The 9,294-nt window shown below is 63.5% G+C and carries 10 protein-coding genes and 1 pseudogene; 2 read left to right on the plus strand and 9 right to left on the minus strand.

Annotation, left to right across the window (positions count from 1 at the left end; translation table 11 throughout):
• Window positions 1-158 precede the first annotated feature (158 nt).
• The 9 genes and pseudogenes from VJ307_05700 to VJ307_05740 form a co-directional block, all read right to left on the minus strand.
• Window positions 159-563 carry a type II toxin-antitoxin system VapC family toxin gene (locus VJ307_05700; GenBank protein ID HJX73633.1) on the minus strand — a complete coding sequence of 135 codons (405 nt, stop codon included), beginning with the start codon at window positions 561-563 and terminating at the stop codon, window positions 159-161.
• A complete protein-coding gene (gene vapB / locus VJ307_05705) occupies window positions 560-793 on the minus strand; it encodes a type II toxin-antitoxin system VapB family antitoxin (GenBank protein ID HJX73634.1) in 234 nt (77 codons plus the stop codon). Before vapB ends, VJ307_05700 begins: the two co-directional genes overlap by 4 nt.
• A 264-nt stretch (window positions 794-1,057) precedes the next feature.
• Window positions 1,058-1,795, minus strand: a complete 738-nt coding sequence (locus VJ307_05710) for a CoA-transferase (protein ID HJX73635.1) — start codon at window positions 1,793-1,795, stop codon at window positions 1,058-1,060.
• A 6-nt stretch (window positions 1,796-1,801) separates the two neighbouring features.
• Window positions 1,802-2,650, minus strand: a pseudogene (locus VJ307_05715) (CoA-transferase).
• A 97-nt stretch (window positions 2,651-2,747) separates the two neighbouring features.
• Complete coding sequence (locus VJ307_05720; protein HJX73636.1) at window positions 2,748-3,458, minus strand: ABC transporter ATP-binding protein; 711 nt, start codon at window positions 3,456-3,458, stop codon at window positions 2,748-2,750.
• The gene (locus VJ307_05725) at window positions 3,451-4,221 is read right to left on the minus strand and encodes an ABC transporter ATP-binding protein (GenBank protein HJX73637.1); all 771 of its coding nucleotides are present in this window, start codon (window positions 4,219-4,221) and stop codon (window positions 3,451-3,453) included. Before VJ307_05725 ends, VJ307_05720 begins: the two co-directional genes overlap by 8 nt.
• 5 nt (window positions 4,222-4,226) lie before the next feature.
• Window positions 4,227-5,174 (minus strand): branched-chain amino acid ABC transporter permease, encoded by a 948-nt coding sequence (locus VJ307_05730; GenBank protein ID HJX73638.1) that lies wholly within the window; start codon window positions 5,172-5,174, stop codon window positions 4,227-4,229.
• Between the two features lie 3 nt (window positions 5,175-5,177).
• Entirely contained in the window at window positions 5,178-6,062 is an 885-nt protein-coding gene (locus VJ307_05735) for a branched-chain amino acid ABC transporter permease (GenBank protein ID HJX73639.1), read from the minus strand.
• 27 nt (window positions 6,063-6,089) lie between these two features.
• Window positions 6,090-7,226 (minus strand): ABC transporter substrate-binding protein, encoded by a 1,137-nt coding sequence (locus VJ307_05740; protein ID HJX73640.1) that lies wholly within the window; start codon window positions 7,224-7,226, stop codon window positions 6,090-6,092.
• Window positions 7,227-7,563: 337 nt separating this feature from the next.
• Between VJ307_05740 and VJ307_05745 the strand changes: the two genes are divergently transcribed.
• Both VJ307_05745 and VJ307_05750 read left to right on the plus strand, forming a co-directional pair.
• Complete coding sequence (locus VJ307_05745) at window positions 7,564-8,769, plus strand: acetamidase/formamidase family protein (protein HJX73641.1); 1,206 nt, start codon at window positions 7,564-7,566, stop codon at window positions 8,767-8,769.
• 71 nt (window positions 8,770-8,840) lie between these two features.
• The coding region (locus tag VJ307_05750; protein HJX73642.1) for a CpXC domain-containing protein at window positions 8,841-9,294 on the plus strand (454 nt) is incomplete at its 3' end.

A 9,294-nucleotide genomic window follows, 5' to 3' on the forward strand; every position in this document is an offset into this window, starting at 1 on the left:
GACGAAAGCGCCTCCGGGGTTTTTTCCCTAAGAACGGGGACGTTCCTGAGAACTCGCCCTCCTCGCGGCGGGGAAACACGCTCTGCCGCCCCGCCTGTCCGTCCCCTGTTTCCGCCTGTATAGCCTGATCGGTTCCGGGCCGGAGGCGAGTCGAGTCACTAATGCGAAAGCCAGTTCACGGTCCGCAAGCCTCGGATACGGCGGAATTCGCGAATATTGGCCGTGACCAGCGTTGCGCCGAGGCTGAGGGCATGGGCGCCGATGAGAAGATCCATCGATCCGATCGGGGTTCCCGCTTTTTCCAGGGCGGCCCGGATTTCGCCATAAGCCATGGCTGCGGACTCGTCGAAAGGAACGATTTCGAACGGTACCAGGAACCCCGCCAGCGCCTGCCTGTTTTTTCCCGGATCGCCGCTCTTGGCGACCCCGAACCAGAGTTCGGCTGTCGTGATCGAGGAAAGTCCGACGTCACCCGGCTGGCGCTTTGTCAGACGCGCGATAAGCCTCGGCGGCTTGCGCCGGATCAACTCGATGCAGCCATCCGTGTCCAGGAGGTATTTCATCCCGGCAGACCCTTCCGGCGCTGCGCGGGCGGTTGCGCCCGGTCTTGCATGAAGTCGGGCGTGAAGAGGGAAAGACTTTCCACGAGCCCGTCCCACGATCCCGATGGCGGGATCAGAAGAACGACCTTTCCCGATTTTTTCACGAAAACATAATCGCCTTCGAACCGCATTTCGCGCGGCAATCGGACCGCCTGGCTTTGTCCGTTCCGGAAGAGTTTCGCGCTTTTCATGGCCGACCTCGAATATATATTATGAATATATACTGCAGGATTCCAACCCGCTTGTCACGCAAATATCCCGGGCGGAAAACAGGGGCGCCTCCCCGCTTTTTTCCCCCTGTTTCCGCCTGTATAGCCCGATCGGTTCGGCCTGGGCGATGACCTTCGCCAGCTCCTTTTCCGATGATCCCGGGTAAGAACGGGGACGTTCCTAAGAACTTGCCTGGGCGGGGACATTCCTCCAACCGTACTACCTACAACCTCGAGGAGTGCCCCCTACCCGATCTTCCGCAACAATCCGTCGGCGAAAACGGGGTACGAGCTCCGGAGTGCGGGGATCTGGGCGCGCAGCAGCGCCACGTCGACCGGGGAAGGGGAGGGGGTGGAAGACGCCGTCTCCGGGGAGAGGGGAAAACCCGTCTCCTTCTGCGCCTCCCCGTGCGTCACGCCGGGATGGAGGGACGAAAGACGCCACTCGGCCGCGGCGCCGTCGTACTCCATCGTGCAGAGGGGGGTGATGAGCTTCGTGGCCCCTCCCCGACGCCACGGGTAGTGCGGGGTGCTCGCAGCGGACGTGACGAAGTCGCACTTCTCCACGAACACGCGGGGGGAGTGGGCGAGCGTGAAAAGCACCACCCGGCGCGTCATGTAGTAGAGCATTGCCGACCCCGCTCCACCGGGCAGCCGGATCCGGGGGGATCGGTACTCCCCGATACAGGTCAGATTGATGTTCCCCTTTCGGTCGATCTGCGCGCCCGAGAGGAAGAACAGGTCGAGCTTCCCCCGCTGCGCCATATCGAACAACTCCCGGGAGCCGTCGGTGACGGGGGTGTCCTCCGATCCGAAGAGGAGGAATTTTCCGTGGCTTGCGTGACGGGCCCTTGCATGAAGCACCCCCAGGAGGGGGACGGGGGAAAGAGTTCCCACCGCCGTCCGCTCGTAGTCGCGGACCTCTTGGGAGATCCGGAACGCCAGGAATTCCTCCGGGGTGAATCCGTCGAGGACGAGGGGCACGGCGCTTCAGACCGCTTTCCCGCAGGCAAGACCGAGGTACTCCTCCTCGGTCTTGCCGAAAACGAAACGGGAAAGATAACGGAAGAACCCGTCCTCGGTCTTTGCCGCCGCGAGGTACTCCTCCACGTGGGCGCGGTCGATTCCGTACGAATGGACGCAAGCCCCCGGGTGGGCGCCGCGGGGGGCCACGACGACCAGGTCGATGTGAAGGGCGGACAGAAAGATCTCCCCGGGACGGGCGAGCAGTCTCTCCGCGGGAACGACCTCCTCCACGGTCACGATCGCCTGCTTCGCCGCGAGCACGGCGAGCCGGTCCGCTTCGAGAGCGGAGCAGACGACGTTTCCGTTTTCGTCGGCGCGGATCGCGTGGATGACCGCCCAGTCCGGCCGGATCGCCGGAACGACGAAGATCTCGTTCCCCGAGTACGGGTCCGTGACCTTCCGGAAGTCCTCCCGGACCTTCTCGTAGTCGGTCCCGGCGAATCCGAGCATCGGGTGGAACGGCAGTCCGGAGGCTCCCGCCTGGAGCCCGGCCAGGATGCCGGGTCAGGAGTGCTCGTGCGTGACGATCCTCCCGCGTTCCGCGGCCCTCCGGAAGTTGGGCGCCATCCCGTACTCCCCCATCGAAATCTGGGGGAACTCGACGGACCGGACACATCCCGCCCCCACCAGCATGTCGACATTGATCCCTCCGATGGGGACGGTCACGAGGTCCAGGTCCCTCGTTTCCCGGCGGATCATCTCCCGGACGAACGACATCGGGCTCATGACCATCGCTCCGCCGATCGCGACTTTCGCGCCCGACGGGACGGCGGCGGCGGCCTCGGCGAGCGTCACGAACGGTGCCTGGTTCATGGGGAACGGGTCTCCTTGGGGGATCCGGATGGGTGCATCGTACCATATCCCGGAAGGTTCTTTCCCCTTCCGGCGCGGGGAGAGCGGGTCGCCGCTCTCACGAGCGGCCCCCACCCAGGTACGATTCCCTGATCTTCGGATCGTTCAGCAGTTCCGGGGAGGGTCCTTCGTGGACGATTTTGCCGGTCTCCAGGACGTAGGCGCAGTGGGAGACCTTGAGGGCCTGCCTCACGTTCTGCTCCACCAGCAGGACGGTCGTCCCCTCCCGGTTGATCTCCCGGATGATCCGGAAGATGTGGGAGACGACGAGCGGCGCCAGCCCGAGGGACGGTTCGTCGAGAAGGAGAAGCTTCGGCCTCGCCAGAAGCGCCCTGGCGATGGCGAGCATCTGCTGTTCCCCGCCGGAGAGGGAGCCCCCCGCCAGGTTCCTCCTCTCCTTGAGGATCGGGAACCGCTCCATCGTCGCCTCGATGTCCTCCCTGACGCGGCCGTCCCTTCGTTGGTAGGCCCCCATCTCCAGGTTCTCGAACACGGTCATCCGGGAGAGGATCGCCCTCCCTTCCGGGACGAGCACGATCCCGCGTCTCACGATCTGCGCGGGGGTCAAGGCCGTGATCTCCTCCCGCAGAAAGGTGATCGTTCCCGCCGCGGGGCGCAACAGGCCGGCGATGGTCCGGAGCAGGGTCGTCTTCCCCGCACCGTTCGCCCCGATGATGCACACGATCCTTCCTTCGGGGACCGCCAGGTCGATCTCCCGGATCGCCAGGATGTTCCCGTAGCCCGTCGTGAGCCCGCGGACCTCAAGCATCGTCCTCCTCCTCCCTGCCGAGGTAGGCGGCGATCACGTCGGGGTTGTTCCGGATCTCCTCCGGCGTCCCCTCGGCGATCTTCTCGCCGAAGTGGAGGACGACGAGCCGGTCGCAAACCTGCATCACCAGGGACATGTCGTGTTCGATCAGGATGACCGTCACCCCGAGGTCCCGGATCTTCCGGATCAGGCGGTGGATCTCCTGCGTCTCGCTCTCGTTCATCCCCGCCACCGGCTCGTCCAGAAGCAGGAGTTTCGGCTCCCCCGCCAGCGCCCGTGCGATCTCGAGCCTGCGCTGGTATCCGTACGGCAGGGCCGAGGCGACGACGTCCTCCTGACCGCGCAGCCCCACCAGGGCGAGCAGTTCGTCCGTCTTCCGCCGCACGAGCTCCTCTTCCTCCCGCTGTCCCGGGGTCCGAAAGACGCTGCGCCAGACCCCGGCGCGGCTCCTCGTGTGCCTGCCCACCATCACGTTCTCCCGGGCGGTCATTTCGGGGAACAGCCGGATGTTCTGGAAGGTGCGGCCGACCCCCCGCCGGGTGATCCGGTGGGTCGCAAGGCCGCCGATCCGTTCCCCCCCGAACACGATTTCGCCGGATGCCCCCGGGATCATCGACGTTACCACGTGGAAGAGGGTCGTCTTTCCCGCCCCGTTCGGGCCGATCAGGCCGATAATCTCCCCGTCCCGGACCGAGAAGGAGACATCTCGCAGGGCGGTGACGCCGCCGAACGACATCGTCACGTTTCGCATGTCGAGCAGCATCTGCGTCAGCTTCCTCCCGCGGCTTTTTTCCCCGCGATCCGGTTCACGAGGGGAGGGTCGATCAACCCCTGCGGGCGGAACACCATCATCGCGACGAGGAGGATTCCGTAGACGATGTACCGGTAGTCGCTGACGGTCCGGAGGAACTCCGGAAGGGAGGTGAGAAACATCGCGCCGAAGACCGGGCCGAACAGGTGCTCGCTTCCCCCGAAGACGGCGAAGACGAGGATCTCCACCGCCCGGTGGTACGTGAAATCGGCCGGGCTGATGTACGACGTGGCGTGGGCGAACAGGGCGCCCGCGAACCCCGACAGCATCGCCCCCTGGGTGAAGGCGAGGACCTTGTAGTAGGTCGTGTTGATCCCCGCCGCTTCGGCGGCCTTCTCGTCCATCCGCACGGCGGCGTACGCACGGCCGATCCTCGAGGAGCCGAGGCGGACGAAGAACCAGATCACGCCCAAGGTGGCCGCGAGCAGGATCAGGAAGACCGACAGGCTGATGAACTGGTTGCTGCGGAGCCCGATGCTCTCCGAAGCGAACCCGGCATCCCGCAGGAGCGAAAGGATCTCCCTCCCCATCTGGGGGATGGCGGCGATGCCGACGGCCCCTCCGGTCAGCGACTCCCAGTTGACGAAAAGGACCCGGACCACCTCCCCGAACCCGAGCGTCGCGATGGCCAGGTACACTCCCGTGAGGCGCAGGGAGGGGATGCCGACGGCGACCCCGGCAAGCGCCGCCAGGACGGAGCCCGCCGCGATCCCCGCGGGCATCGGGAAGCCGTGGCGTGTCGTCAGGATGGCCGTCGCGTACGCGCCGATGCTCATGAACCCGGCGTTCCCTAGGGAGAGCTGTCCCGTGGAGAGGGTGACATAGATGCTCACCCCCAGCAGGGTGTTGATGAGGACGAAGGAGGCGACCTGCAGGTGGTAGGGGTTCAGCCAGTCGCCGGGCATGGCCTACCGACGGGCCCCCGGCACCGCCTGCCCGAACAGCCCCCGGGGCCGGAGGAGGAGCACCACGATGATCGTGAGGAAGGCGATGGCGTCGCGGTACCCGGAACTTCCGTAGGCGACGACGAACGTTTCGGAAAGACCCAGGATGAGCCCCCCGGCCATCGCGCCCGCCACGCTCCCCATCCCCCCGAAGATGATGATCGCCAGCCCTTTCAGACCCATCGAGAGCCCGATCTGGTTGTTGATGTAGTTGAAGGCCATCCCGACCAGCACGCCGGCGATTCCGCCCATCGCGGAAGCGATGACGACCGTGGCCGTGATGATCCGGTTCGTGTCGACCCCGAGAAGCCCCGCCGTCTCCAGGCTTTCCGCCGTGGCCCGAAGCCCTTTGCCGGTGCGGGTCCGGGAAAGCCACAGGGAGAGCCCCCCCATGAGGATGATCGCGACGCCCAGGATGACGACCTGTACGAGATATACGGTCGTCGACCCGATCGAGAAGCGGATGTCGGCGAAGGAGGTCTCGAACAGCTGGTTCCCGGCCCCGAAGATGTGGTGGGCGAGGTTCTCGAGGAGGATGGAGACGCCGATCGTGCTGATGAGGGGCGCCAGCGGGGAAACCCCCGTCCGCCCCCGCAGGGGGCGCAGGGCGATCCGTTCCAGCAGGTACCCGAGCGCCGCGGTGACCGCCACCGCCCCCAGGAAGGCGGCCGCAAGCGGAGCGTTCATCTTCGTCACGATCACCATCCCGATGAACGCGCCGAACATGAAGATCTCGCCGTGGGCCATGTTGATGATGTCGAGCACGCCGAAGACGAGGGTGTATCCCAGGGCGACGATGGCGTAGATGCTCCCCAGAGTGACGCCGTTGATCAGTTGCTCGACAAACACGATATGCCCTTGCCCGCTCCTCCCCGATCAGCGGAAGAGCTGGAACTTCCCGTTCCGGATGATGAGCACGGCGGGTTCCATGACAACGTCGCGCTCCTCGTCGAAGGAAAACATCCCGAGGACACCGGGGAAGTTCCGGATCCCCGCGAGGGCGTCGCGCAGCGCTGCCCGGTCGGCCTTGCCCGCTTTCCGCAGGCCTTCCGCCATGAGGAAGAGCCCGTCGTACGCCTGGGCGGCGAACTGGTCCGGCTTCTTCCCGTATCGTTTCTCGTATTGGGCGACGAACGCCTTCACCTTCGGGTCGTCCTTTTCGCCGAACCACGGGGTGGCCACCACGAGCCCCTCCGCGGCGTCTTTCGCGATTTCGATCACCTTGGGGGAGTTGAAGCCGTTCCCCCCCACGAAGGGGACCGTGATCCCCATCTTCCTCGCCTGGGAGAGGATGACCCCGCCCTCCTCGTACAGGGCGGAACAGAAGATCGCGTCGGGGGCGAGGTTCTTGATCTTCGTCAGCTGCGCCTTGTAGTCCGCCTGCCCTTTCTGGAACGTCTCGATCGTCAGAATGTTGAGCTTCAGGTCCTCCGCCACCTTCTTCATCGTGTCGAACCCCGATTTCGTGAAGACATCGTCGTTTCCGTAGAAGAGGGCGACCTTCCGGATTCGGTATGTTTTAACCGCCTTGCCGATGGAGGCGGGAATGGCCAGCGCCTCCGGGAGGGAGTTCCGGAAGACGAACTTCCCGATCTGGGTGATCCCCTGGGCCGTCGTCGATGTCCCCATGATGGGCACCCCGCTGGCATTGGCCTCAGGCCCCACGACCTTCATCTCCGTGCTCAGCGTCGGCCCCAGGATCGCGACCACCCGGTCGGAGTTAATGAGCTTCTGCGCCGCGGACAGGGCTTGTTCCTGCTTCCCGGAGGAGTCCTCGATGGCCAGGTCGATCCGCACGCCTCCCCGGGCGTTGATCTCCTCCTGCGCGAGGCGGAAACCCTGGGTGATCGCCTCCCCGTACGCCGCGCCGGGTCCGGTGAGGATCGAGATCACCCCGATCTTCGCGTGGACCGCGGGGCCCTTTCCTTCCCCCGCGTACCCGTTCGCTCCCCGGAAAACGAGGGCGAAAGCGACCGCGAAGACCAAACCGGCCAGCCTGACCTTCCTGTGCATGGGGAACCTCCCGAAATGGTTTGCTCTGGTGCCCGGGGGGGGGAATCGAACCCCCACGGCCTGAAAAGCCTTCGTATATCACATCGGTCGGGAAGAGGATATCAGGGGCGGGATGCAAAAGGCAACGGTCCCTCGAATCGGTGGGATGCGGGGGAATATTCTTGACAATATTTACCTTTTTTTATATTTCTTCCCTTACAAGCAACATGGACCAAACCCGCCGACCAACCCCTGAAAATCGGAAGAAGAAAGGAGGTGGCGGGAAAGAGGCTGCGAACGGGAGAGCGTCTCTTGAGGGAGGAAAGTTGCGGGAAATTCACAGGTTAGGGGGTGTTCCATGAGGGATGACAAGGGAAAGAAAAATCGCGGGGAGGGGATAGACCGGCGGAAGTTCCTGCAATATGTGGGCGCAACGGGTGCCGGCTTCGCTCTGAGCGATATCGCCGTATCGAAGGCCCGGGCCGTGGACATCAAGAGGCTGGATTCGACGGGAAAGGTCCATATCCTCGGATGCAATGAAATGACCTCCACGCACGGATATTGGGACAATTCCACAAAACCGGTCTTGAACATCCAATCGGGCGATACCGTTCACGTGGAAACCGGGATGCACCTCATGGGGAAGATGGTGCCCGGGGCTACCATCGAGGACTGGATGAGCTGGTACAAGGAGGTCCTCGACCAGACCGCGGAAACGTATTTCTATCCGGATGAAACGACGGGTGCGCAGAAGACGAGAAAGGGCGCCGGACACCATCATCTGACCGGCCCGATCCATATCGAGGGCGCCGAACCGGGCGACATCCTCCAGATCGAAATCCTCGACATCGATCCCGGCGCTTACGGTTTCAACCTGAACCCGACCACGTCCTTCGTGAAGCTCGGGGTCCTCGCGGATGAATTTCCGGAGGGGAAAGTCCGGTGGTATTCCGTCAATCGGCGCGATATGACCTACGAATTTATGCCGGGGATCCAGGTTCCCGTCCGGCCGTTCCCGGGAACCATCGGCGTGGAATTGCCGGAAACGGGGATGTGGAGCAACGTTCCCCCCGGAAGGCATGGCGGCAACCTGGACAACAAGGATCTGGTCGCCGGGACCGTCCTGTATCTTCCGGTGTGGAACAAGGGGGCAGGGTTCAAAACGGGGGATGCCCACCTCGCCCAAGGGCACGGAGAGGTGAACCTGAATGCCCTGGAGGGGGCTTTCAAGAACATCACGTTGAGGTTCACCGCGAGAAAGGATCTCAAGAAACTGGTCGACTGGCCCATGGCCTCGAGTCCCACCCACTGGATCATGATGGGATTCCATACCGATCTGTACAAGTCCTGCCAGATGGCCGTGAAGCAGGCGATCAAGTTCCTGAACAATCATTACGGCATCCCCGAGCTGGAAGGATACGCCTTCTGTTCGCAGGCGGTTGACCTCCATGTCACCCAGCTCGTGGACTACACGAAGGGCATTCATGCCATGATTCCCAAGGACTGTTTTTTCGGGAAGCAATATGCCGGCAAGAATACTCTCTTGATCCCCAAACAGTCCTGACAGGTGCGGGTTTCGCGGGGCGCCGGCGGATGGAATGCCCATCCGCCGGCACCTTTTTTCGGGGGGCACCCATGGCGCTGAAGGCGACGTATGAGATCCGGTGCGGCTGCGGAAAAACATTCACCGGGGACATTTACGAATATGTTTTCGCCGAGCATGACCCGGAGCTGAAAGACTCCATCCTTTCGGGGGAATTCAACCGCGTTTCGTGTCCCGCGTGCGGCCGGGGATTGCCGATCGAAAACCGATTCCTCTACCGGGAGGAAAAAAACAAATTATGGATCTGGGTGTGCGGGAAGGAAGAAGAGTCGCGAAGAGAGGAACTGGCGGAGGAGCTGATCGAAAAAAGCGCCGTGATCGAGGGCCATTTCCTGGATGATGAAGAAGACTACCGGAAGTTCCTCGTCTTCGGCAGGGAGGGCCTGATCGGGCTATTGCTGAAAGAGGACCGGGCCCTGAAACGAAGGGAAGGAAGAAGCCTGAAGAAGAACCCTGCCCTCCGATGGATCAGGGAGGGGAACGAGG

The sequence above is a fragment of the Candidatus Deferrimicrobiaceae bacterium genome, from assembly GCA_035256765.1.
GTDB lineage: Bacteria > Desulfobacterota > Deferrimicrobia > Deferrimicrobiales > Deferrimicrobiaceae > CSP1-8.

Bases quoted from the DNA above. Each gene is read 5' to 3' on its own strand.
- VJ307_05740 (HJX73640.1), bottom strand. From the start codon at position 7,226: ATGCACAGGAAGGTCAGGCTGGCCGGTTTGGTCTTCGCGGTCGCTTTC.
- VJ307_05730 (HJX73638.1), bottom strand. From the start codon at position 5,174: ATGCCCGGCGACTGGCTGAACCCCTACCACCTGCAGGTCGCCTCCTTC.
- VJ307_05720 (HJX73636.1), bottom strand. From the start codon at position 3,458: ATGCTTGAGGTCCGCGGGCTCACGACGGGCTACGGGAACATCCTGGCG.
- VJ307_05745 (HJX73641.1), top strand. From the start codon at position 7,564: ATGAGGGATGACAAGGGAAAGAAAAATCGCGGGGAGGGGATAGACCGG.
- vapB (HJX73634.1), bottom strand. From the start codon at position 793: ATGAAAAGCGCGAAACTCTTCCGGAACGGACAAAGCCAGGCGGTCCGA.
- VJ307_05725 (HJX73637.1), bottom strand. From the start codon at position 4,221: ATGCTGCTCGACATGCGAAACGTGACGATGTCGTTCGGCGGCGTCACC.
- VJ307_05700 (HJX73633.1), bottom strand. From the start codon at position 563: ATGAAATACCTCCTGGACACGGATGGCTGCATCGAGTTGATCCGGCGC.